23 protein-coding genes and 1 riboswitch are annotated in these 23,109 nt (G+C 38.8%); all 23 genes read right to left on the minus strand.

All coding sequences use genetic code 11. From position 1 onward, the window contains the following. Positions 1-4: 4 nt before the first annotated feature. Positions 5-1,510 (minus strand): cardiolipin synthase, encoded by a 1,506-nt coding sequence (gene cls, locus BW986_RS18510; protein WP_076369489.1) that lies wholly within the window; start codon positions 1,508-1,510, stop codon positions 5-7. Positions 1,511-1,637: 127 nt separating this feature from the next. Further along, positions 1,638-3,074 (minus strand): glycogen synthase GlgA, encoded by a 1,437-nt coding sequence (gene glgA / locus BW986_RS18515; RefSeq protein ID WP_076369491.1) that lies wholly within the window; start codon positions 3,072-3,074, stop codon positions 1,638-1,640. Between the two features lie 16 nt (positions 3,075-3,090). Next, entirely contained in the window at positions 3,091-4,197 is a 1,107-nt protein-coding gene (gene glgD, locus BW986_RS18520; RefSeq protein WP_076369493.1) for a glucose-1-phosphate adenylyltransferase subunit GlgD, read from the minus strand. A 21-nt stretch (positions 4,198-4,218) separates the two neighbouring features. Next, on the minus strand, positions 4,219-5,385 hold the full coding sequence (locus tag BW986_RS18525) for a glucose-1-phosphate adenylyltransferase (RefSeq protein WP_076369495.1): 1,167 nt from the start codon (positions 5,383-5,385) through the stop codon (positions 4,219-4,221). Next, a complete protein-coding gene (gene glgB, locus BW986_RS18530; protein WP_179086119.1) occupies positions 5,385-7,313 on the minus strand; it encodes a 1,4-alpha-glucan branching protein GlgB in 1,929 nt (642 codons plus the stop codon). The genes BW986_RS18525 and glgB overlap by 1 nt, the downstream gene beginning before the upstream one ends. A gap of 259 nt (positions 7,314-7,572) precedes the next feature. Continuing rightward, on the minus strand, positions 7,573-8,586 hold the full coding sequence (locus BW986_RS18535) for a glycoside hydrolase family 15 protein (RefSeq protein ID WP_076369499.1): 1,014 nt from the start codon (positions 8,584-8,586) through the stop codon (positions 7,573-7,575). Positions 8,587-8,916: 330 nt separating this feature from the next. Beyond that, positions 8,917-9,243, minus strand: coding sequence for an AzlD domain-containing protein (locus tag BW986_RS18540; protein ID WP_076369501.1), 327 nt, complete (start codon positions 9,241-9,243; stop codon positions 8,917-8,919). After that, the gene (locus BW986_RS18545; protein WP_076369503.1) at positions 9,234-9,974 is read right to left on the minus strand and encodes an AzlC family ABC transporter permease; all 741 of its coding nucleotides are present in this window, start codon (positions 9,972-9,974) and stop codon (positions 9,234-9,236) included. The genes BW986_RS18540 and BW986_RS18545 overlap by 10 nt, the downstream gene beginning before the upstream one ends. Before the next feature lie 21 nt (positions 9,975-9,995). Beyond that, positions 9,996-10,514 (minus strand): mismatch-specific DNA-glycosylase, encoded by a 519-nt coding sequence (locus tag BW986_RS18550; protein ID WP_076369505.1) that lies wholly within the window; start codon positions 10,512-10,514, stop codon positions 9,996-9,998. 1,107 nt (positions 10,515-11,621) lie between these two features. Further along, on the minus strand, positions 11,622-12,521 hold the full coding sequence (locus BW986_RS18555; protein ID WP_076369507.1) for a sulfite exporter TauE/SafE family protein: 900 nt from the start codon (positions 12,519-12,521) through the stop codon (positions 11,622-11,624). Between the two features lie 140 nt (positions 12,522-12,661). Then, positions 12,662-13,294, minus strand: coding sequence for an NAD(P)-binding protein (locus BW986_RS18560; RefSeq protein WP_076369509.1), 633 nt, complete (start codon positions 13,292-13,294; stop codon positions 12,662-12,664). Then, positions 13,275-14,036 (minus strand): sirohydrochlorin chelatase, encoded by a 762-nt coding sequence (locus BW986_RS18565; protein WP_076369511.1) that lies wholly within the window; start codon positions 14,034-14,036, stop codon positions 13,275-13,277. Before BW986_RS18565 ends, BW986_RS18560 begins: the two co-directional genes overlap by 20 nt. After that, positions 14,036-14,812: a uroporphyrinogen-III C-methyltransferase gene (gene cobA / locus BW986_RS18570; protein ID WP_063233667.1), complete on the minus strand. Its 777-nt coding sequence runs from the start codon at positions 14,810-14,812 to the stop codon at positions 14,036-14,038. The genes BW986_RS18565 and cobA overlap by 1 nt, the downstream gene beginning before the upstream one ends. Positions 14,813-14,831: 19 nt before the next feature. Continuing rightward, positions 14,832-15,047 carry a DUF3906 family protein gene (locus BW986_RS18575; RefSeq protein WP_076369513.1) on the minus strand — a complete coding sequence of 72 codons (216 nt, stop codon included), beginning with the start codon at positions 15,045-15,047 and terminating at the stop codon, positions 14,832-14,834. Between the two features lie 20 nt (positions 15,048-15,067). Next, positions 15,068-16,693 carry a nitrite/sulfite reductase gene (locus BW986_RS18580; protein WP_076369515.1) on the minus strand — a complete coding sequence of 542 codons (1,626 nt, stop codon included), beginning with the start codon at positions 16,691-16,693 and terminating at the stop codon, positions 15,068-15,070. A gap of 16 nt (positions 16,694-16,709) precedes the next feature. Continuing rightward, on the minus strand, positions 16,710-17,309 hold the full coding sequence (gene cysC, locus BW986_RS18585) for an adenylyl-sulfate kinase (protein ID WP_076369517.1): 600 nt from the start codon (positions 17,307-17,309) through the stop codon (positions 16,710-16,712). 43 nt (positions 17,310-17,352) lie between these two features. After that, a complete protein-coding gene (gene sat / locus BW986_RS18590; RefSeq protein WP_076369519.1) occupies positions 17,353-18,501 on the minus strand; it encodes a sulfate adenylyltransferase in 1,149 nt (382 codons plus the stop codon). Between the two features lie 29 nt (positions 18,502-18,530). Next, on the minus strand, positions 18,531-19,235 hold the full coding sequence (locus BW986_RS18595) for a phosphoadenylyl-sulfate reductase (RefSeq protein WP_076369928.1): 705 nt from the start codon (positions 19,233-19,235) through the stop codon (positions 18,531-18,533). Positions 19,236-19,412: 177 nt separating this feature from the next. Continuing rightward, the gene (locus BW986_RS18600) at positions 19,413-19,556 is read right to left on the minus strand and encodes a YezD family protein (protein ID WP_072273036.1); all 144 of its coding nucleotides are present in this window, start codon (positions 19,554-19,556) and stop codon (positions 19,413-19,415) included. Between the two features lie 170 nt (positions 19,557-19,726). Continuing rightward, a riboswitch (SAM riboswitch) is annotated at positions 19,727-19,835 on the minus strand. A gap of 267 nt (positions 19,836-20,102) precedes the next feature. Continuing rightward, positions 20,103-20,636: an NADPH-dependent FMN reductase gene (gene ssuE / locus BW986_RS18605; protein WP_076369521.1), complete on the minus strand. Its 534-nt coding sequence runs from the start codon at positions 20,634-20,636 to the stop codon at positions 20,103-20,105. Between the two features lie 210 nt (positions 20,637-20,846). Beyond that, positions 20,847-21,434 (minus strand): TetR/AcrR family transcriptional regulator, encoded by a 588-nt coding sequence (locus BW986_RS18610; protein WP_076369523.1) that lies wholly within the window; start codon positions 21,432-21,434, stop codon positions 20,847-20,849. Positions 21,435-21,608: 174 nt separating this feature from the next. Beyond that, positions 21,609-22,355: an SDR family NAD(P)-dependent oxidoreductase gene (locus BW986_RS18615; RefSeq protein ID WP_179086112.1), complete on the minus strand. Its 747-nt coding sequence runs from the start codon at positions 22,353-22,355 to the stop codon at positions 21,609-21,611. A gap of 154 nt (positions 22,356-22,509) precedes the next feature. Further along, positions 22,510-23,109, minus strand: coding sequence for a pyridoxal 5'-phosphate synthase glutaminase subunit PdxT (pdxT, locus tag BW986_RS18620; RefSeq protein ID WP_076369527.1), 600 nt, complete (start codon positions 23,107-23,109; stop codon positions 22,510-22,512).

Raw genomic sequence — 23,109 nt, forward strand, 5'->3', positions numbered from 1 at the left:
CCCATTAGAGTACATTCGAAAACAATCTGGCAAATGATTCTTTTGAACGTTCCATCAAACCACGCTTGTTATACCCGATAGAATCTAGTTTGTCACTATCCATCATATCCTCTTTGTAATGAATGATGAGATCTTCAATGGAACGGCTGCCCATAAGAAAGACATTGACTTCAAAATTTAGATGAAAACTTCTCATATCCATATTTGCCGTTCCTATGGAAGCCATATCACCATCAACGATAATCAGTTTCTGATGTAGAAAACCCTTTTTATACAAGTATACCTCTACACCGAATTGTAGCAGCTCCCCGAAATAAGAGCGACTGCCATATTGGGTTAAAAACCCATCATTTACTGCCGGAACCATAAGCCTAACTTGTATCCCCTTAATTGCGGCATGTTTAATGGCTGCTCTAATCGCTTGATTGGGTACGAAGTATGGACTTGCAATCCAGATTGATTCAGTCGCGTTTGTGATAAGTGAATAGTAAAAATCACTCATGATTCCCTGCTGTGTATCAGGTCCGCTTGCTACCACCTGAACAGCACCATCTCCTTGTTCCACTTTATTCTTGAATTCTGGACGTTCTTGCAATACATCTTCCCCACTGACATATTCCCAATCCAAAAGGAAAACAGTATGAAGCATAAATACCGCTTCACCTTTAAGTACCATATGTGTATCTCTCCAAAAACCAATGTTTTTATTTCGGCCTAAATATTCCTCTCCTACGTTTAAACCTCCAACAAAACCAACTTCCCCATCTATGATGATGATTTTCCGGTGATTCCTAAAATTAAACTTTTGATTGAAAAATCCGTGTTTCAAAGGGGAAAATGGATATGCTTTTATCCCGGCATGTTTCATCCGTTTAACTTCATTATTTGAAAGGCTTAAACTTCCGGCCGCATCAAAAATGAATAAAACTTCCACACCATTTTTTGCTTTTTCAATAAGGATATCTATAATTTCAGTGCCAAGCCTGTCGGAACGAAAAATATAATATTCAATATGAATGAATTTCTCAGCTTTTTTTAACTGTTTTATGATTTCTGAAAACGTTTCGTTACCATTTTTCAATACTTCCGTATGCGATGATGTACTAATGATGGTCTCAGAAGCATTTTTGGCAAAAGCTGCGAATGATTGCTGATGATTATTCAAGAACGATAAATCTGGAGATGAGACCTGTGTGACAAGACTCTTCCATTCTTCACGATCTTTTTTCCTTTTACTTCGAAATAAATACCCCTTTAAATAGAGCTGACCTGAGAATAGATAAAATACATATCCAAATACCGGGAAAAACAAAAGCACATACATCCATAAAAGGGTCTCATGGGCAAATCTATTTTCAAGCATAAGTGAAAATATGGTAATAAACATGACCAAAATATATAATCCAATAAAAAATAGCTTCACGTCGAAGCCAACTTGAGTGAACAGGATCATATAGACTGAAGCGATTAAAATAAATAAAAATACAAATTCCATTCTTCTTCTTTTCATCTTTTCATTCTCCTACACAGCAATATTATATATATATCTATACATATACCCATATTTGATGGTAAAAGAAACAAAACACTTACGAAAACAATATTCGCAAGTGCTTTGTGTATTACCTATCCAATTATCACTTCATGACAGGAATCAAACTTTCATACAGCTTAATATACTTTAAGGAAGATGATGTCCAACTGAAGTCTAACTTCATTGCACTTTCGGCCATTTTCCGCCATCTTTTCGGCTGGAATTTGTACAGACCAACAGATTGCTCAATTGTATGAAGCATATCGTGTGCATTATAATTCGTAAAACTGAAGCCATTGCCTTCACCAGTAAATTGATTATACGGTATCACCGTATCCCGAAGTCCGCCAGTTTCCCTCACTAAAGGCAGAGTGCCATAACGCAACGCCAAAAGCTGGCCGATACCGCATGGTTCGAATTGTGATGGCATCAGGAATAAATCAGAACCTGCATATATCCGCCTTGCTAAACCCTCATCAAAATATGTATTGACTGAAACCTGATTTGGATATTGGTCAGCTAAATGGCGAAATGCCGATTCATATTGCTCATCACCCGTACCTAAAAGAATGAATTGAACTCCTTGGTTCATCATTTCATGAAAAACATGGAGAATAAGATCAATTCCTTTTTGATCAACAAGCCTGGTTACCATGGATAGAACCGGGACCCGATCATTTACAGGAAGATCCAGCGATTCCTGTAGCTGACGTTTATTCTCCATTTTACCCTCATAGGAATCGAATGGAACAGCAAGATGTTCATCTGCAGCCGGATTATATTCCTCATAATCAATTCCGTTGATAATCCCTTTAAGGTCATCATTTCTCTTGCGTAAAAACCCATCCAGATTTTCCCCGAAATAAGGACTTTGAATTTCTTCCGCATAACTTGGGCTTACAGTTGTGACAATGTTAGAAAAAGCTAGGCCGGCTTTCAAATAACTTACATTTCCATGAAATTCAAGTCCATCGATATTAAAATATAACTCACTCAAATCGAGTAATTCAGCTAAAACAGCTTTAGGATAAACTCCTTGATAGCGTAAATTATGTATAGTAAATATCGTTTTAATATCCTGATAGAATGGATGGTTACTATAATGAGCTTTCAGCAAAACGCTGACAAGGCCCGTTTGCCAATCATGACAGTGTATGACATCCGGCTTTTCTTCTAAATAGGGTAAAGCCTCTAAAATTGCACGGGAAAAGAAGGCGAACCTTTCGCCATCGTCAAAGAAACCATAACTACCATGTCTTTTGAAATAATATTCATTATCCAGAAAATAATATGTAATTCCATTAGCAACAAGTTTTTCGATGCCACAGAATTGCTGGCGCCAACCAACAGGAACTTCAATACTCGTCATATGTTCCAATTCCTGTTTGAATTGGTTAGGAAGATCCCCATATTTAGGAAGGATGACACTTACATGGACTCCTTGTTTTTTCAGCGCTTTCGGGAGCGCGCCTATAACGTCTCCGAGCCCTCCCGTTTTTATAAAAGGGGCGCATTCTGAAGCAGCAAATACAACATTCATTGCCGCACCTCCTCTATTAAATTACTTCCGCTTTTTTTATTACAGTAGGCTGTTTTAAACCAATAACTGATTTTTCACTAGTAATTCTCACTTCTTTATCAGTTATGACATTTTCAACGATGGCTCCTTCTTCAATCACGCCTTTTTGCATGATGATGCTATTTTTTATAATCGCACCTTTTTTCACCTTTACCCCACGGAATAGTATACTGTTTTCGACAGTCCCTTCAATATCACAACCATTGGCTATCAATGAATTGGTAACCTTCGAAGAACTTGAATATTTGGTTGGTGCCTCATGTTTGATTTTTGTATAAACATCCCAAGTATCCCCGAAGAAAGAACGGATTACCGAAGGGTTCAGGAAATTCATATTACTGGAATGAAAGCTTTCAATTGAATGGATGAATGGCATATCTCCAGTAAAATTATACCCTTTGACTGTAAAACGATGGAGATTTGCCTTTACAGCGTCTTTCAAAAAGTCATATTCCCCACTGGCAACACAGCTTTTGATCAAGTTCACCAATAGCGTTTTACTTATGATGAAGGTTTCTAGACAAACATGGTCACCAGGTCTAGGGATTGTATAAAAGCTAATGTCAGTAATGTCTTCATCCGAATCTACCGAGCAAGTGTGATAGATTGGTTTTTCAATCATTTCCCCCACATAATCCTTATATACGACCGTGATATCCGCTTTTTGCTTTTTGTGATAATCAAGCACTTCATTAAAATCCAATTTGCATACATGGCTTCCAGGGGAAATGATGACAGTATCTGCCTCTGCACGTTCGAAAAATTTAAGATGATCATAAAATTGTTTCATATCACCTGTTACCGTTTCATCCGGATGGATAGGGGGCAAAATGTATAAGCCTCCTGAACGCCGAGCCAAGTTCCATTCTTTACCTGAGCCAAGATGATCCATAACAGAAAGATACTTTTCTTTTGGAAAAACGGCTACTTTTGATACGTCTGCATTAATGAGATTCGACATCGTAAAGTCAATCAAACGGTAGCGTCCACCAAATGGCACAGATGCTACATTTCGGTGAGCAGTCAGATCTTTTAAATGTTGTCTTTCATTGATTAAGTTAATAATACCCAACACATTTTCCATAGCATCTTCCCCTTTTTCTAGTTAAGAGTGAGTGATCTTTTTTTTGTTTGGATTGATAATGGTCTGATTTTCACCAATTAAGGTAATATCGGATGTAATCGCTGAATTGCCAACTATGGCACCATCTTCTATAACACAATTGCTTGCTATGATGCTTCTTTCTATATGGACGTTTTCTCCAATCGTGACATTCGGCATGATGACTGAATCTTTTATGGTTGACCCATAGCCCACCTGTACATTATAGGATAAAACCGAATGTTCAATTTTCCCATGTATCATGCACCCTTCATTGATAAGCGACTGACTGACCTCGGCATCCGGCGATATATATTGCGGCGGATGATTTGCATTGCGGGCAAAAATTTTCCATTGCTGGTCATCCAACTGGAAATTTGGCGTATCTTCCAATAAGTCCATATGTGCCTGCCAAAGGCTTTCGACCGTTCCGACATCTTTCCAATAATCATTAAAACGATAGGCATATAGCTTTTTTCGGTCTTCAAGCATTTTTGGAATGATGTTGCTTCCGAAATCATTGGAAGAATTTTCATCCTTTTCATCATTTATTAAATACCGTCTTAAGGTTTTCCACTTGAAAAGATAAACTCCCATTGAAGCAAGATTACTCTTTGGATACTTTGGTTTTTCATCAAATTGAGTGATTTTATCATCATCATTGGTATTCATGATCCCGAAACGACTTGCTTCCTGCCACGGCACTTGAATGACGGCTATGGTTGCCTCTGCATTTTTTTCGATGTGATAATCCAGCATCTTACTGTAATCCATCTTATAAATATGGTCACCAGAGAGAATCAGTACATGTTCCGGATCATAGTTATCAATGTATTGGATATTTTGATAAACAGCGTTTGCCGTCCCTTTATACCATTCACCGCCTTCTTTCCCTTGGTAAGGGGGAAGTACGGAAACTCCGCCTACATCCAGATCTAGGTCCCAAGCTTTGCCATTACCAACATAATCATTTAGAATCAATGGCTGGTATTGGGTCAGTACCCCAACCGTATCAATACCAGAATGAGTGCAGTTACTTAATGGAAAATCGATGATTCTATATTTACCGCCAAAGGGTACAGCTGGTTTTGCCAAACCGATTGTCAATTCACCTAACCTTGAACCCTGGCCTCCTGCCAATAACATTGCTATCCATTTTTTCGCTCCCATTATTCGTTCACTCTCCCCCGTCTTTTTTTTGTTTGCTTCATAAAAATAGAAATGCCTAATGGAGGTACTGTTATTTCCATGCTGAATGGTTGATTATGATATGGTTCCTTTTTGACATTAATGGGTTTTTCATTGATCTGACCTGATCCTCCGAAAGCAGCTGAATCACTGCTGAAGACCTCTATATATTTACCTTGGGATGGTACGCCTATTTGATATTGAGCATGTGTCTGCGCAGAAAAATTACAGACAACAATGCAATAATCGCCTTTGCGTTTACCTTTTCTCATAAAGGTAATGATACTCTGTTTACTATTGTTCGGATCTATCCACTCAAATCCCTCCTGGACATGATCCAGTCTCCAAAGGGAGGATGATTGCCTATAAAAATCCTGAAGGGTACGGAAGTAATAGGCCAGCTTTTCATGGGATTCATATTCCAAAAGAAGCCAATCCAATTGTTCCTCATCTTTCCATTCTATGAACTGGCCAAATTCACCGCCCATAAATAGAAGCTTCTTTCCTGGATGTGTCATGAAATACCCAAATAGTAACCTTAAATTAGCGAATTTCTGCCAATAATCACCTGGCATCTTATTCAATAAAGACTTCTTGCCATGAACCACTTCATCATGTGAAAAGGGCAAGACGAAATTTTCTGAAAAAGCATAGAAAAATGAAAATGTTAAGAGACTATGATGATTTGGCCTTTCCCCCGTTTCAAGTTTCATATAACGAAGGATATCGTTAGTCCATCCCATATTCCATTTGTAATTAAAGCCCAGGCCGCCTATATCGGTAGGAGAAGTTATAAGTGGCCGGTCTGTTGCTTCTTCAGCCATCATTAATGCATTGGGATATTTCTTGAAAACCACTTCGTTAAGTTTTTGCAAAAATTGTATGGCTTCCAGGTTTTCCTCACCGCCAAACTGGTTTTTCAGCTTGACCGGCAATGGATTATCATGATTTAAGTAAACCATTGATGATACCGCATCGACTCGGATCCCATCAATATGGTATACATCCATCCAAAACAATACATTTGATATAAGGAAACTAATTACTTCCGGTTTGGTAAAATCAAAGTTGTATGTCCCCCATAACGGGCGATCTGCCCTAGTATAATCAATTGGTTCATAGAGGGGCGTACCATCGAAACGGGAAAGTCCATGCGCGTCTTTACAAAAATGGGCGGGAACCCAGTCAAGAATTACACCTATGCCCTTTTGGTGGCAAAGGTTTATTAAATATTTAAAATCTTCCGGCGAGCCGTAACGACTAGTTACAGAATAATAGCCCGTGACCTGGTATCCCCACGATTTATCAAATGGGTGTTCCATTATGGCCATGATTTCAATATGTGTAAAACTATTATCAATCACATAATCAACCAATCTATCAGCCAATTCACGGTACGAATAAAATTCGCCATCTTCTTTCTGTTTCCATGTACCGGGGTGCACTTCATAAATGGACATGGGTTTATGATAAATATTTTCCTTTTTCCTATCGGCTATCCACTTCGAATCTTGCCATTCAAAATTATCCAGACTTTTAATGACCGAGGCTGTATTGGGTCTGACTTCCGAATAAAAGGCATATGGATCGGCTTTTAGGATTCGTTTATTTCCAGGTGTATGTATTTCGTATTTATAGAGTTCCCCTTCTTGTAGTCCTGGTACGAATAACACCCAGATACCTGATCGCTCGATCCGTTTCATCGCATGATCTTTTCCGTTCCAATTATTAAAATTACCGACTACTGAAACTTGCTTGGCATGGGGGGCCCAAACGGCGAAGCGTACTCCTTCTTTACCTAATGATGTTACAATGTGTGCCCCAAGCATTTTATAGCTTTCATAAAGGGTGCCTTCATGAAACAAATATAAATCGAAATCGCTTGGATAAATCTCTTGTAGCTGGTCCATAATTGTACTCAATAAAACCCCTCCATCAGTATTAACTCGATAGTATTTTACCTATCTTTCCCCAGTTATTATATATATTCGATGAAAATGATATTAATCCTTCAAATGGAGGTGAAGTTATTGTTATAAATAGCCGTTTTTTTGTAAATTAAAACATTTTTTTGAGGAAAATAGACATTTATTGTAAAAATATTATTATACCAATAAAAGCTCCCCCCATTTTTTTGGAAAGAGCTTTAAGGTATCGTGTATGAATGCTTCATGTTATATGTTCAGTTCGAATCACGGAAGTCTTCGTCAAAAATAAATAGGATAATGAGACTGACCATGCCAAAGGAGTATTCTTGTTTGGAATATTACTGCCTCCTATATATAATTCGGGTACTTCCCAACTTTCCGGTATGATCATTTTCGTTTTATCCATATATTCCTTAACTTTGTTCATCATTCCAAGTTCAAGGTAGCATAAGCCTAACCATGGAAGCCCGAAACACCATTCCGCTTCTTGACCGTCATTATAATAAAGGTCCTTTTCATATCTTATACAACCATTTGTTCTTTCTAGGCGCTCTGTGACATTCTTCAATATTTTAAGTGCTATTTCACGGTCTACCAGCCGATAAGGATAAATTAAGGACAAAAGGGCTAAATCCGTCTCTTTTGAATAACTTTCCCTTGGAAGCAAGAAACGAAGAGTTTCTTCCCCCTTTTTAATCAGTTCTTCCTTGACATTGACCAGCATTTTGACTGAATTCAAACCAGCAACACATGCACCTATGCTTGAAGCGTGGATTTCTATATTTTCTTCCCACATCCCGTTATCTTCCGACTGCCAATATTGCAGGCATTCCAAGTAATTGACCAACTTTTGAACAATTTGTAAATCACGTTGATTTCTCATCACCTTTTTACCATGCCTATATCCTTCACCGACACCCCATAAAAAGGCACCTATCGCATCATTTTGGGCATGGCCCCACTCATCGGGCAGTTCTTTAAGCTCAGTGGAATACCTTGCATGAATATGTTCATATAGAAACTGGGGTTTCTGTTCCGTATGAATATCTATCTTCCACTCATAGGATTGAAATAAGTCGAATAAAGCATGATATGCTTTCTCGTAACGATTGGATGGATCATTTATAAAAGGTAATACTGTATAAACGACATCCCTTATCCATACATAATTATAATCATCGGAAACGCTTGCAGTATATGCGCCATTAGGAAGCCGCATGCGATCCAGAACCTCTAGTGCACCATTTACATTCATTAATTGAGCACCTCCATAATAATTTGCTTATTCCCATTGTTGACAGACTCCCATTTTCTAAACGTTTGTTGTTTCATTTTCAATTAGAAGCGCTTTCAATTCAGCTAACCAAAACAATTTTTCAGAAGTACATTCACCTTAGTTTATGTACTCACTGCCCTTTTTGATAATCAAGCTTCCAATGTTCATTAAAAAGCGTCATTTGCCTAACCGAAATGAACGATCTCAAAAAGCTGCCGGTTGGGAAATATGTTCTTTGGGAAATAAAAACCCAGTAATGGCAATCCATTACTGGTTATATCGGCCTAGCATTTAAATGTTTAGTACTTATTAAAAGAAAAATCGTAATATCATCAAGGAAAGCACGCCAATCAAAACCGTACCCAATAGACTTCTCGTAAAAATGGCAACCATGAAAGCTGGTAAAGCTGCGGTCAAATTCAACGCATTATCTTTAATTGAAAAGACCTGTTCCGATAATAGAAGTTCTTGAGCCAACAACGCCGCCATTACAGCCACTGGCACATGCTTTAACCAATCAATGCCCCACTTTGGAATCTCCATTTTACTAAGCAATACTAAAGGAACGACTCTAGGTATGAAAGTTACAATCGAAATTCCTACAATGACAGCAAGGATATATCCGCTTATTTCCACCTGCCAATCACCATCCCTATCGTTGAAGCTACAACAGTTGCCACTATGACTCCAGTACTGCCAGGAAAGAAGAAACTTGCTGCAACAACGATTAATATGCTGCTAAAAGCGACTGCAAGATCTATAAAAATGTCCTTTTTACTTAATATTTGCAAAACTAAAAGGCCGATAAACATCGCTGGCAGGGCGAAGTCCATTCCATATTTTTCGGGATCTGGAATCCATTGGCCAAAGAAACCGCCAGCCATATTTGCAATGAACCAATTTAAATAGGCTGCAAGATTCAGACCAAGCATCCATTTATAATCAAGTTGTTTCCTCTTCTGTGCCATCGTGACGGCCACTCCAAACGTTTCATCAGTTAATAAGGATCCGGTTATCAGGTTTTGTTTCAAACTTTGCTGCCTGAAATATGGAGCCAATGCAGCACTAAGTAATAGATGGCGACTGTTAACAAAAAAAATCGTAAAAATAATGGCCGATACTGGATGACTTGCAGCTATCATCCCCGCAGCTATGAATTGACCAGACCCTGCATAGAGTAAAAGCGACATTAGTGCCACTTCAATCATACTTAATCCTGACGTTTTTTCGACGACCCCTGCAGCAAAACCGATACTTAGGTATCCCAATAATGTAGGAATGCAATCTTTTACTCCTTCCCAAAAGCCTTCCCCATCATTGACCTCGGAAAATCCATCGCTTTTCCATTCAGCACTATCCTGACTCATATAATTCCACCCTTGTTTTAATCAATTGCTTTTCAGCTTGCCAAGCAGAATTGGCAACTCACTATATATTTTGATGATCTCTTCCATCGGCATTCTAACTAAACCGCTTGAGGAAGGGGCAACGAATTCAATGGTCTCATTCAATGAAGGTTCTTCTTGCAGTCCCCAAGAGATTTTTCGTAATTGACGATATTCCTGATAGACACCCTTGCCTACAAAACAGACGAGTTTAGGTTTATACTTTGCAATTTTCCTTTTTAATTGCTTCCTTCCTTTTATGTACTCTTCTTTAGTGATTTCGTCCGCACCTTTTGTAGGCCTTGAAACGATATTGGTAAAACCATAACCTAGTTCCAGTAAAGACGAGTCTTCGGTTGGTTCATATTTCCTTGGCGTCAACCCGGACTCGAAGAGGATTTTCCAAAAGCGATTGTTTGGATTCGCATAATGATGGCCAGTCTGGCCTGAACGAATGCTTGGATTGAAACCTACGAACAAAATATCCAAATCTTCCTTTAAATGATCAGAGATGCCTTCCATATTAAAACTCCTTTTAAAATTTGCTATTTAATCATTGTACAAAACTGAAAAATATTTAACTACCTTTTCCGCCATTTTCATAACTTATATCCAAAAACTAAAAACGTTTTGAAAAGAATGAACGATCTTAGCTAAATAGGTGAAAACATGACAAATTGAATATTAAGGCTCTTTTCGTAAAGATTGTCTTTTTTAAAACGAAACGATTTAAGGTTGATTGGAGCGCAAGTGCGAGACTCCTGCGGGAGCAGCGGGACAGGTGAGACCCCACAGGCGTTTACCCCGAGGAGGCTCACCGCCCGCCCCGCGGAAAGCGAGCATCGGGAGGGGAAATCAACCACACCGCTTTACTTGGTAAATAGCAACAAAGTATGCGAAAACAGCCAATATTAAAAACCCACCGCTCCTAAAAAATTCCGTTCATGACTTCTTCAAGGGAAACACTTCCAAAAATAAAGTTATAAAAGGTTTTTAACAGTTTACAAATGCCGCGGTTCCAGTTAGTGAACCGGTAAAACATATACAGCCAATTTTCCCAAAGAACATTTCAGTAAATGCAATGGAATTGATAACCGGTCTCTCCCATTCCCCTTCAGTGAAATTATGAAGAAAAATGAATATCCTCTGAATGCCAAAATCTATACTGCATCAGGACAACCAACCCTGCATAAAGCAAACGCCTGAATGCTTTTAATCAAAGCTTGAAATTCGATAGAAAAAAATATAACAAACATTATATTAAATGAAAGTACAATTTAATCATTTGAACTAAAAGCAGGACATAAATTAATGGTTCTGCTGCTATTCTAAAATCAGGAAATCTTTCACGATGGCTGACTTTATTAAAGGGGATACTATTGATTCTTTTGTTAGGAGAATAGATTGGGGGCTTAAGTCTCTCGATAATTAAGACAATTAGAAAAATGGGGCCAGAAAATAAATGAATCTATTACATGGGATCAAGAACCTTTATTAAAACAGCAACAGCTTTAAAAGGGGAATCCAATTTGGCAAATGACTTTACTCGTAGGCATTTATGTACCTACGAGTTATTATGTTACGTTTCAGAATATGCTTTTGTGTATTCGCTTCTTTCAAACTCGGGAATCAGGAAACATTCTGACGTTGTTCGATATGATCATGTTTTCTTGCATTGGACATCTTATTGATGGTAAGAAGTATTCCAGAAAGCCATATAATCACGATGCCTGTATAGATATATATATGGGCTTCAATCGGAATCCATGTAGCTAATAATGTTCTTACATTGATTAAGATAATGAAACCACCCACTAAAACACCCATTAATTGAGCAGGTAGCATCCTGACGAGCCAGGCTGCAATCGGTGCGGCAATCACTCCACCCATTATCAACGCTACGACCCAAAGCCAATTGACAGCTTCCCATCCAAGCGAAATGATAAAACCAAGACTTCCGAAGAAAGCAATTGCAAATTCACTCGTATCTACAGTCCCTACGGCTTTTCTCGCCGTCATGCCTTTTTTTGACAATAAAACGGGCGTTGCAATCGGCCCCCATCCGCCTCCGCCTGTTGCATCACAAAAGCCTGCAAAAAGGCCTAACGGAATGGATTGTTTTGCGGTCAATGGCTTTACGATTTCATTTTCCTTCGATGGTTTAAAAATAAATAAAAAGCGGAATAAAACGTAAACACCAAGGCCAAATAAAAATATGGCAATATACGGTTTTGCTAATTCGGCAGGCAGGTTGCTCAGGAAACATGCACCTACAAATGCACCAACAGAACCTGGAATGATCAAACGATAGACCATATTTCTATCCACGTTCCCAAACTTTATATGCGAAGCTCCTGATACTGCTGTGGTCACTACTTCCGATAAATGAACGGATGCGGATGCTACTGCAGGGGCAATCCCGAATGTCAACAATAAGGAAGTGGAACTCACTCCATACCCCATTCCAAGCGAACCATCGATTAATTGGGCTAAAAACCCGATAAAGGCTAAAACGATTAACTTTTTCATGACATTCCCCTTTTTTTACTAAAATAGAACCTAACTAACATCGACCCTACGGTACCGTTTGCCTGATTTCCGTTAAGACACAAAGAGGCACCTAACCAAAATGAAATGACATGTTGGTTAGGTGCCTTCAGTTTTTCTGATCAGCCCAATGATATATTTTCTTCAGCCTCTACTGGTAAAAGCCTAGCTAAAAACCGATATCTTTCTTTTAGGGAATATTTATAAATATCCTCTATTGAATCTTTCAATAACTTGGATTTTTCCTCTTTTGTAAATGAACCATTCTTAATTATCATCCTTGCTTCAAAAAGAAATTCAAGATATTCTTCATATGATTCATCATATACTTTACCTAAGTCATTCCGAATTTTTTTTGCGAGCGTTGGACTTGCTCCATTGGTAGAAACACTTATAGAAAGCATACCTCTCTTCAATGTCGCCGGTATATGAAAATTACCCAGCTCATGATCACTGATTACGTTCACCAACTGACTTTGGGATGCATTCTCGTAAACTCGTTCATTAACTTCAGTAGAGTTTGTTGCAACAATGATTAAAAACGCATCTTTATAGTCTGTTTCTTCCACTTCTTTAAGTAAAACTCGAATCTTACCTTCTTTCTCCAACAGTTGAAAACCTGTGCATATCTCGGGGCTTACGACTGTCACTTCAGCACCAGCTTCCAATAATGGACCCGCTTTAAAGAACCCTATTTTACCACCGCCGATGATGACACACTTTCTTTTCTCAATGTTAAGCGTAATTGGATACATAAGCTCCCTCCCCACTCACTTCATGAATTCGTTCCGATATGGCTTTTTCAATCTTTGGATGATAACCTAGGTATCGGCAAAGTATGAATTTCTGCTTCCCCTTTTTTTGGATCATTTTTATACTATTTTCGATGGACTGCATTAAGAGACCGGTAAACAATAGGTAAGGAATGATAAATACTTGGTTCGATCGAGATTCCTGTGCAAATTCCAATGCTTCTCCAAAGCTTGGTGTAGCAGCTGTCAAATAACACTCTTGCACACAGATTTTTGGAAACCTATTTCTTAGCAAATCGGCCAATCGAGACAAATCCCTTTTCACGTCGGGATCACTGCTTCCCCTTCCAACCAATAAAACCAAGGAATCCTCCGTAACCTTTACATTTGTTTCCTCTAACCGTTCCACTAAAATGTCAACCATTTTATCACTGACACCAATCGGCCTTCCGTATTTCAAGTCCACCGCAGGGTATCGCTCTTTCATTTTGTTCAATATGACTGGAATATCATGTTTTGCATGTACAGCTGTTAGCAATAGAACTGGAATGGCAATGATTCTCGTCGCACCCTTTTGTACGCATCGTTCGTAGGCTTCTTCAATCGTTGGAGTTTCCAATTCCAAGAAGCAATACTCTTGAATGGAATTGGGCTGTGCTTGCATACAAACTTTAATAAAATCAATGGCTTGGGCTGAAGCTTCTTTAACACGGCTGCCATGGCAAATATATAAAATGGCTTCCATTAAAAGGCCTCATTCGCCAACAAATTTTCGGTTTGTTTTCCTTCAAACCATTTGATTTTTTCTCGTAAATTAACGACATCACCCACGACTATCATGCAAGGATTCGAAATTTGTTCATTATTGGCGGTTTCCACTACATTAGCCAACGTACTGACAGCTGTTTTTTGCGTTTTTAATGTCCCCCAATGAATAAGGGCTACCGGAGTCTCAGGACTTTTTCCATGCTCCAATAGTTTTCCTTGAATATATGGCAAGTTTTTAACGCCCATATAGATGGCTAATGTATCGATTCCTTTTGCAAGGGATTCCCACTTGATATTATCCTCTTCATCCTTTTTTCGATGACCAGTAACAATTGCAAATGATGAAGCGTGGTCCCTATGTGTAACTGGAATTCCCGCATAAGCTGTAGCGGCGATTCCAGCTGTAATTCCTGGAACGATTTCAAAGCTCACGCCACTTTTGGCAAGGGCTTCCGCTTCCTCCCCGCCTCTCCCAAAGACGAATGGATCGCCGCCTTTCAAACGGGTTACTATTTTTCCCTTTTTTGCATATTTGACCAGGAACCGATTGATGGTATCCTGCTGCAATAAATGATAATCCGGCAGTTTACCGCAATTAATCAGCTCTACACCGTCTTTTGCATGATTCAAAAGTTCTTTATTGACAAGTCGATCATATAAAATGACATCAGCTTCTTGAATGCATTTTAATCCTTTTAATGTAATTAAATCTGGATCTCCGGGACCGGCTCCTACTAGATATACTTTCCCCATTTATGCAACCTGCCTTCCCTTAGAGAATCGTTTCGAATTCCGATAAAACGAAACCTGCTCCATTTTTAATTTTCTTTTTTTCATATAATGAGATGTCATCCACTTCAGGCATTTTCAAAAAATGTTTTTCCAGCTCAATATCAACAAGTTCAAACGCCTTTTCATCTGAATCGGCAACAATGATGACATGGATTGGTTTTTCCTTGATAGTGACTTCGAAACGGTATAGATTCATGGATTGCTTACCTTCCCCTATTAAACGGCCACTTCCGTTAATATATCATCAAGCTTACTTTGTAACTTGGATACCCCTACCCTTTCCACAAAATCAAGAAAGGTTTCTGATAGAAGTTTTGTTTCTTTGAAAAATAGGATCAGTTCTTTCAGAACATGATAGAGCTGTTCAGCTTCCACTTTTCCTTTAAGTTTTTCATTGAACTTACCACCTTCATTCAGCGTTCCACCGACGTATATCTCAAAAGCTTCAACCATCTTTTTGTCCTGGTTTTTCATTTTTATGCCTTGAAGCCCTATTTCAGCGATGGCTCTTTGACCGCAATTGTTCGGACAACCGACCATATGCATCCTTACAGGTACATCGAGATCTATTTCCTTGTCCAGTGATTCAGAAATGGTCCTCATTCGGTTTTTTGTTTCAACAAGCGCCAGGTTGCAATACTCGATACCTGTACAAGAAACGGAATAACCAATGAATTTCTTTGGTTGATATGGAAATCTTTCAAAGATGGATTCCAGCTTTAATTTCTCAAGTTTTGCATCCGGCACATTGGGAATGATTAGATTTTGGGAATTACAGTTGCGGATTTCACCATTTCCATATTTTTTCGCAAGTTCGGCAAACTCGATCACTTCGTCTGGATTTAGTCGACCAACTGGTATATTGACTCCAACATAGTTCAGACCATCTTGCTTTTGTTTATGGATGCCGTAGAAATAACCTGCATTCCATCCCTTCACCGCGCTTTCTCCCTTTTCAGGAAGCGGACCGGTGTATTCCAGCAATTTTTCCTTGAATTGTTCAGGACCCCAGTCAGCAACAAGGAATTTCAAACGCGAGCGATGACGCTTTTCACGATACCCAAAGTCACGGAATATCGTCGTGATGGCGGCCGCTACTTCCACTGTTTTTTCAGGTAAAATGAATAAATCAAGTTCTTCTGCCAGCATCGGAACGGAGGAAAGCCCCCCGCCCACTTTCACGTGAAAACCAACTTCCGTTACCCCATCGATTTCTTTAGTGGCTGGATTGAATGAAACACAGTTGATTTCAGCATTTGAAGCATTATGGATATTAGCACTGATGGACATTTTATATTTCCTCGGAAGGTTCGAATAGTCTTCGTTAAGGCGGAAATACTCAAATACATCATAAAGGATCTCGCGTGTATCAAAAAGTTCATCGGGATCGATGCCTGCCAATGCATTCCCGATTATATTACGTGTGATATCACCACAAGCACCAGCCGTAGTCATTCCAACCTTTTCCAATCGATTTAAGATATCCGGGACTTGTTCGATAGTCAGCCAGTGGAATTGAATGGCTTGACGGGTTGTAATATCATATACATCCCTTCCGTAATCTTTAGCGATGTTAGCTAGAGTTATTTGTTGATCATACGTCAGGATACCTCCTGGAATAACGACACGCATCATCCAGTAACCAGCTTCTTTTGGCCGTTGCAGGTATAGACCTGCCCACTTGAACATATCCCAATTCTCTTTAGGGATGGAATCAAAACCATTTGCAGCGTAATTTGGAATATCATCGAATATCTTCAATCCGTCTTTTTCCAATTTCCAGATTTCCGTTTTATTTTTAGCGATTAGTGGATTTTCCGACCAAAATTTCTCGTAAACCATTACATTTCCTCCTTGATTAGATCGCTTTCTTTGCTGTCAAATAGCCGATTACCTGTTCAACGCACTCTTCAATGCTGTATTGGTCGGATTCTAAAATGATTTCCGGTTGTTCTGGTTCTTCGTATGGAGAGTCGATTCCGGTAAAATCTTTAATGATTCCTTTACGCGCCTTGTCATATAGACCTTTTGGATCACGCACTTCACACTCTTCGATCGGACACTTTATGTATACTTCAATAAACTCCCCTTCTTCGAGTAAATCACGTACAATCTGCCGATCTGCCCTGAATGGAGATATGAAGGCAGTCAATACGAACTGCCCACTATCCACGAATAATTTGGAAACCTCACCGATCCGCCTAATATTCTCGGTTCGATCCTCTTCAGAGAAACCTAAATCTTTATTTAAACCGTGGCGAATATTATCACCATCCAAAACATAACTTCGAATATTCCGACTATATAATTCTTTTGCAACCGCGTTTGCAATCGTTGATTTTCCGGAACCCGAGAGTCCTGTAAACCATAGAACTGTGCTTTCATGTCCGTTTTGCTTCCGGCGGAGCTCCTTGGTCAATGACGTTTCATGCCAAGTGACATTCGTACTTTTACTCATATAATAATCCCCCTCTTCATGTGATCATTCAATTTATGTCCTATCAGTTATAAACTTCATTCTTTTTTAGCCCTTCGATCAACACCTCGATGACCTCTTTACGGCTAAAGGTAGCTGGAGGAATTTCTCCATTGCGCAACATTTCCCTTACCTTCGTTCCAGACAGGATGACATGATCTTCCTTGCCGTGCGGGCAAGTTTTAGCCGAAGCCATATTGCCGCATGCTTTACAGTAAAAACTATGTTCAAAGAATAATAATGTGATCCCTAACTCATCGGCGTTAAAATTCCCAAAGATTTTTTGGGCATCATATGTGCCATAATAATCGCCGACACCCGCATGATCACGTCCGACGATAAAATGGGTGCAACCATAATTTTTACGGACCATTGCATGGAAAATGGCTTCCCTAGGTCCTGCATAACGCATGGCAGCAGGGAAAACTGCAAGGGAGACGCGATTCTTGGGATAATATTTCTCAAGCAGCACTTTATAACTTTCCATTCTTACATCTGCCGGAATGTCATCGGATTTAGTGGCACCAACAAGAGGATTTAAGAATAAGCCGTCGACAATCTCCAATGCTGTCTTTTGAATGTATTCATGTGCACGGTGAACAGGGTTCCTCGTTTGGAAACCGACAACCGTTTCCCATCCTTTTTCAGCAAAAGCTTTCCTTGTCTCGACAGGGTCCAGATAATTAGCTTGAAATTGCGGACGCTCTATTCTCTTAATCAACTTTATTTCCCCACCGACATATACATCACCGCGGTTATATACATTTTTCACTCCGGGATGCTTCTCATCATCCGTTTGATATACTAATGTCGCTTCCAATTGCTTATCAGGAGTGTAAATATCGGAAACGGAGATCACTCCGTATGTTTCACCTTCATGAGTCAATTTTACTTCTTCACCTATAGTAAGGGTTTCTGCAGTTTCTTCGGTCAAAGGCAGTGTAATCGGGATGCTCCATACATGCCCGCTGCTAAGCCTCATATCCTTGACCACTGCCTCATAGTCACTTTTCGTAAAGAATCCTTTTATCGGGCTGTAGGCACCAGTGCCTATCAATTCAAGATCACTTAAAGCAATTTCATCGATTTCGATTGACTTTGTTATTTTACTAAAATCATATTTTGGTTCCCAAAGATCGATTAATGTTCCTCCGTGCGGTAAACTGATTGTCATGCTAATTTCCCCCTATGGTTTCTATTTATTTAAGATAAATGCAATCCGCATTCCGTTTTTTGGGCTCCTTGCCAACGGCCTGAGCGTAAATCATCTGCATTGAATGCAGGCGCTGTACACGTTTTACATCCAATGCTCGGATATCCATTATCATGCAGGATATTATATGGAAGTCCGTTTTTGTGGGCGTAGCGCCAAATATCTTTCCATGTCCAATGTATGAGTGGACATATTTTAACTGACTTGAACTTATTATCCTTATTGATATACTCGGTTAAAGCCCTTGTTTCTGATTGCTCCCTCCGCAGTCCCGAAAGCCAGGCTGTTGCCGTTGAAAGCACATCGGTTAGCGGAATGATTTTACGGATGTTACAGCACTTATTAGAATCACTAAGCCATAATTCATCCCCATATTCCGCCGCTTGTTCCTCAAGCGTCAAAGCAGGTTTCTTCATTTCGATCAAAAGCTTTGGATAGCGCTTTTTCACTTGCTCGATCAATTGGTAAGTCTCCTCAAAATGAACATCTGTATCAAGGAAAACAATTTTTGCCGAAGGGTTGACCTTCGCCAATAAATCCGTAAGCACGATGCCTTCAATACCAAAACTGCAAGCATAAATCAGTTTGTTTCCATAATGTTCATTCGCCCATTGCAGAACTTCCAAAGCACCTTTTGTGTCACTGTCTTCAGGAAATACAGGGAATTCCCCTGTATTGAAATTTTCATAGTTTATTAATCCAGCCAACTTTGTAGCCCCCTCTAAAAACTTGCTGTACCAGGTTGTAACTGTTGATCAATACCCGTTTTAATCTCCCCAGCTCATTTGATTCTAGGAAAAAGAGACGAGCCTAACCAATACTCTCTTTATATCAGTTAAACCCGCCTCTAGTTTTTCTAGTCAGCAGATACCTTATTTAATTCTTAATTTTTCATTTCTTTCCATTTGAATGATTTTACCATCCTGGACAATAAGTGTAATGGATCCATATTTCATTGAATTAAGCATTTCTTGAAGTCGTTCAAATATTTCTTCAAGCTGATTCTCTTTATCCAAACCAGTTCCTCCTTTAAGAAAATCCGCGAATATTTTATTTTCAACGCTGATTAAATGAATTTCTTAGTTTTATATAATTCCATACAACCTAACATTGTTATGGTTTGCCTGCAATTTTTCCAAAAACAAAAATCTTTCCATGATGGAAAGATCCCAAGGTAAATACCATTACCTTATCTTCCAAAATGATCAACATTTTGTTGGAGGTAGCACCTTGCATCCATCATGCAGGTTGCTGGACTTCAAAGGGCCAATTCCCTCCGTCGCTCTGGATAAGTTTTATTATTTTAAATATTAACATATATTTAATCCTTGTCAATGGAGTTTTCTTATAAAATAACTTGGTTTAATATTATGGATGAACTGTTATTTTTATACACACTATTCAATTTATGATTTTATGTTCATTTAAATACGAAAATAGACTCGTCTTTTTAGATAAAGTCTCCAAAAAAATGAGTCTATTTTCATTGATAACCCTATTATTGACGCCTGTTACTACTTAAAAAAATAATTTCTCGAATTCCGGTTTCCTACTTGAAGTCATTAATTTCTTAACTGTATCGCTTCTATAAATTCTTGAACTTGACTCTGGACGCGATCAATTAAATGCGAATCATTGATCGGGTTTTCTGAATTCTGTTTATCTATTTCCTTATCAACAAAATAAATGCCCTGCAGCGGCTCGCCTTTTAATATTGAAATTAATGGTTTAAGCGCATAATCAATCGCCAACAGATGCCTGTTACTTCCTCCAATCATGATTGGCAGCACTGGCTTACCCTTAAATGCACCTTCTGGCAGCAAATCAATCAAAGCTTTCAATACACCTGTATAAGAAGCCTTATAAACCGGTGAACCAATAATGATTCCCCTAGCTGCTTGAATTCTCTCTGAAAGCTTTAAGATATCTTCACTATTATATTTCCCTTGGAATAAATCATCTGCTGAGAAATCCGTAATTGAGAAATAAGCTGTGGTAAATCCTTCTTTTTCGACTAAAGATTGAATATGTTTTAGTGAAATGTCCGTTCTTGATGGAATAGCCGGACTTCCTGATAAAATTACGATATCGCTCATCTAATACCCCTCCATTGTTACATGATTTCCAGATAAAATCTTCGTAAAGCATTTCGTGCAGCATGTATTTATCGTAATAGTCTGAAAAATATAAGTCAAATCTTACACTCTGGTTTAATGAAATCACAAGTTGACTACATCGACCCTGAATGAAAATAAAACGGTCATATTTGCGGCGTGATGCACATGCCCTTCAATATGACCGTTTCATTATGTATGATTTTGTTTACCATGAATTCCATATACCAAAAGTTGAGCAATGCTCTTAATTCGTTCAGAATTGAAATACGGCTCCTTTTTTTGTTGATGGATCTCATAATGTGTAGATAATGCCAATGTAAAAGAAATGATCCCTACATTAAATAGAATAATGTCAGAGATATATTGTATCTCTCCGCTATCTATTCTCTTTTGTATTTCAATATGCTTGGCATTTGGCTTGAAAATCTGATCTATATATTGCTTTGAAATATCTTGATCGAATTGTGTTTCCCTAAATAATATCGAAAACTGTTCTTTATTTTCAAGAATTTTTTTTATCATGGTGCAAACATGATTCTCCACTAGTTCATCAGTAGATAGATGGCTGGCACCATCTTCGGATTCCTCTTTTTCATTAGGTGTGATTGTAGCCAAAAGCAAATCTTTTTTACTGTCAAAGTATTTGTAAATAGTAGCTTCGGAAACATTGCATGCAGAGGCAATTTCATTCGTTCTTGTCATGTCAAAACCTTTAGTGGCAAAAAGAGTCCGGGCTACATTTATGATTCGTTCTTTGGTTTGCTGCCCTTTTTTCAAAAATATCAACCTTCTTTTATAAAGATAAGACCGGCTTCACCAATCTATTTTCCATGATATCTCGATGGTATCAATCGGTCAACATATTACCTTTGATCTATTAGAATTCAATATTCCCATATATCATAAATAGAAAACATCGTCTGATTGGGACGATGTTTTCTTTTCAGAAAATCACTTAAAAGATGCATAGCCATCATCGACCATGACTACACTTCCATTAATAGCATCCGCTTCCTCTAACGATAATAGATAGACGGCATTCGCAACGGCTTCTGGCTTAAGTAATTTACCGCGCATTTGACTTGCATTCAATTTATCGATGATTCCCATATCTTTATAGCCTTGTATGATAGGAGTGTCAACCCCGCCTGGCGCAATGCCCACTACGCGTATGCCATAAGCACCCAATTCCAAAGCTGCTGTCTGTGTCATCATTCTTACAGCGCCTTTAGTTGCCTGATAGGCAAAAGTCCCATGGGAAGCTAAGTAGCCAAACACGGAAGCGGTATTTATAATGACTCCCTTGTTACCTAGCTCCTTCATTTTCCGTCCTGCTGCCATGATTCCAAAGGCAACCCCGTGCTGGTTCACTCCAATCGTTTTGAAGTAACCCTCCATATCTTGATCTAGGATCATACCGCCTGCACCAATGCCGGCATTATTAAACATGATATCTATCCTTCCGTATGTTTGCACTGCTTTATTGATTAACACTTCAACATCTTCCTGCTTAGAAACATCCGTTTTAACAAAGATGGCCTCTCCACCATCCGCTTTTATCTGTTCAACAGTTTCCTGTCCCATTTCTTCATTAAAATCCGCAACGACGACCTTGTCTCCTTTTGCTGCGAATTTATAGCATGTTGCTCTTCCAATTCCGCTTGCTCCTCCTGTAATAACTGCAACTCTTGCTGTCATTTCCATTCTCCTCTCAACACTAAAAAAGTATGTAAGTAATCACTTACTTTTTCATTATAAAAGTAAAGAATATTGAATTCAAGCAATATGTATTTTATAGTGTTATGAGCATTCAAAAGTGAAGCTGTCCTATTAATAGGACAGCTTCATTTGTTTAGCAGGTTTTTAATTCGGCCTTACTTATGGATGTCTTCACCATTTCAATGAAAAGTTGCAGAAAACGATCATCACCTGTTAATTCTGGATGAAACGCACTGACAAGGACATGGTCTTGTCTTGCAGCCACTACATTCTCTTCATAAACAGCCAATACTTCTACACCTTCTCCAATTCCATCAGCAAATGGCGCCCGGATGAATACTGCCTTATAAGGGTCTTCCATTCCTTTGATTGAAAGCTCAGCCTCGAAACTATCCCGTTGACGTCCAAATCCGTTCCTTTTCACGGAAATGTCCATCAGTCCAAGATAGGCCTTCTCATCGCCAGTCAATTCATTGGCCGTCAATACCATTCCTGCACATGTACCCAAAATAGGTTTTTTATCTTCGAAGAAAGTTTTGATCGGTTCCATAAATCCATAACGATCCATTAGCTTCCGCATCGTAGTGCTTTCTCCGCCTGGAATGATCAAACCATCGATTTCCAGCAACTGTTCAGGTTTTTTTACTATGATTGCTTGTTCGCCGGCAGCTTTGATTTGGTTCAAGTGTTCTTCAACTGCTCCCTGTAATCCCAAAACACCGATAGTTATCAT

This window comes from Peribacillus simplex (genome assembly GCF_900156045.1).
Lineage (GTDB): Bacteria > Bacillota > Bacilli > Bacillales > DSM-1321 > Peribacillus > Peribacillus simplex_D.

Coding starts and splice junctions, on each gene's coding strand:
- cls (WP_076369489.1), bottom strand. CDS start 1,510: ATGAAAAGAAGAAGAATGGAATTTGTATTTTTATTTATTTTAATCGCT.
- glgA (WP_076369491.1), bottom strand. CDS start 3,074: ATGAATGTTGTATTTGCTGCTTCAGAATGCGCCCCTTTTATAAAAACG.
- glgD (WP_076369493.1), bottom strand. CDS start 4,197: ATGGAAAATGTGTTGGGTATTATTAACTTAATCAATGAAAGACAACAT.
- BW986_RS18525 (WP_076369495.1), bottom strand. CDS start 5,385: ATGGGAGCGAAAAAATGGATAGCAATGTTATTGGCAGGAGGCCAGGGT.
- glgB (WP_179086119.1), bottom strand. CDS start 7,313: ATGGACCAGCTACAAGAGATTTATCCAAGCGATTTCGATTTATATTTG.
- BW986_RS18535 (WP_076369499.1), bottom strand. CDS start 8,586: ATGAATGTAAATGGTGCACTAGAGGTTCTGGATCGCATGCGGCTTCCT.
- BW986_RS18545 (WP_076369503.1), bottom strand. CDS start 9,974: ATGAGTCAGGATAGTGCTGAATGGAAAAGCGATGGATTTTCCGAGGTC.
- BW986_RS18550 (WP_076369505.1), bottom strand. CDS start 10,514: ATGGAAGGCATCTCTGATCATTTAAAGGAAGATTTGGATATTTTGTTC.
- BW986_RS18555 (WP_076369507.1), bottom strand. CDS start 12,521: ATGAAAAAGTTAATCGTTTTAGCCTTTATCGGGTTTTTAGCCCAATTA.
- BW986_RS18560 (WP_076369509.1), bottom strand. CDS start 13,294: ATGTATCCAATTACGCTTAACATTGAGAAAAGAAAGTGTGTCATCATC.
- BW986_RS18565 (WP_076369511.1), bottom strand. CDS start 14,036: ATGGAAGCCATTTTATATATTTGCCATGGCAGCCGTGTTAAAGAAGCT.
- cobA (WP_063233667.1), bottom strand. CDS start 14,812: ATGGGGAAAGTATATCTAGTAGGAGCCGGTCCCGGAGATCCAGATTTA.
- BW986_RS18575 (WP_076369513.1), bottom strand. CDS start 15,047: ATGAATCTATACCGTTTCGAAGTCACTATCAAGGAAAAACCAATCCAT.
- BW986_RS18580 (WP_076369515.1), bottom strand. CDS start 16,693: ATGGTTTACGAGAAATTTTGGTCGGAAAATCCACTAATCGCTAAAAAT.
- cysC (WP_076369517.1), bottom strand. CDS start 17,309: ATGAGTAAAAGTACGAATGTCACTTGGCATGAAACGTCATTGACCAAG.
- sat (WP_076369519.1), bottom strand. CDS start 18,501: ATGACAATCAGTTTACCGCACGGAGGAACATTAATCGATCTTTGGGAA.
- ssuE (WP_076369521.1), bottom strand. CDS start 20,636: ATGAGCGATATCGTAATTTTATCAGGAAGTCCGGCTATTCCATCAAGA.
- BW986_RS18615 (WP_179086112.1), bottom strand. CDS start 22,355: ATGACAGCAAGAGTTGCAGTTATTACAGGAGGAGCAAGCGGAATTGGA.
- pdxT (WP_076369527.1), bottom strand. CDS start 23,109: ATGATAACTATCGGTGTTTTGGGATTACAGGGAGCAGTTGAAGAACAC.